The sequence below is a fragment of the Vibrio sp. D173a genome, from assembly GCF_030248475.1.
This window is the reverse complement of record NZ_JAHGAH010001146.1, coordinates 1-559: the sequence shown is the minus strand read 5'-3', so window position 1 is coordinate 559 and position 559 is coordinate 1. Positions and strand designations below refer to the sequence as shown.

Sequence of the window (559 nt, the reverse complement as noted above, 5' to 3'; positions counted from 1 at the left end):
ATTCACAGGCAGAGCTCGACTTCTTAGTGTTGCACTGGTTGTAAGCACCCGCTTTAAAATACATCCAATCCTGACCGTAACCTAAGTCCACATCGTGGCCTTGGTATTTACCAGCCGCTAGATCCACTTCGTACGTTTTCACAACTGGTGAATCTGAATTTGGGTTCTTAGTGAATGTCAGGTGCATGATGGTATCTTTAATATCCACATCGTAAGAGAAAACTTCCCCTAGCTTGATGCCATCTGCTGGATCTGCACTGCCCTTCTTCAGGTTGTACTTGCCAAATACATCATGACGAATATCTTTACGCAGCTTCTTACCATTTTCATCTTTGGCATTCTTTAGCTCTTTTGGTGGATTTAATTCGTAGTTCCACGCTAATGAACCATGCTCATGTTCAGGCAATTTACGATAAACAATCTTCAGTGGTTCATTGTCTGAACCGTGTATCTGACCAATCACGACAGAGAACGCACCTGTCTTCTTATAGTTACCACTGGTACTCACTTGATCAACCGACAGTGTTGCCGTCATCTGGCCACCAATTGAACCATAATC

General features: G+C 43.3%; 1 protein-coding gene. It reads right to left on the bottom strand.

Annotation, left to right across the window (positions count from 1 at the left end; translation table 11 throughout):
• A partial coding sequence (locus KIV40_RS31915; RefSeq protein WP_285353340.1) for a polysaccharide lyase family 7 protein occupies nt 1-559 on the bottom strand: 559 nt, incomplete at both ends.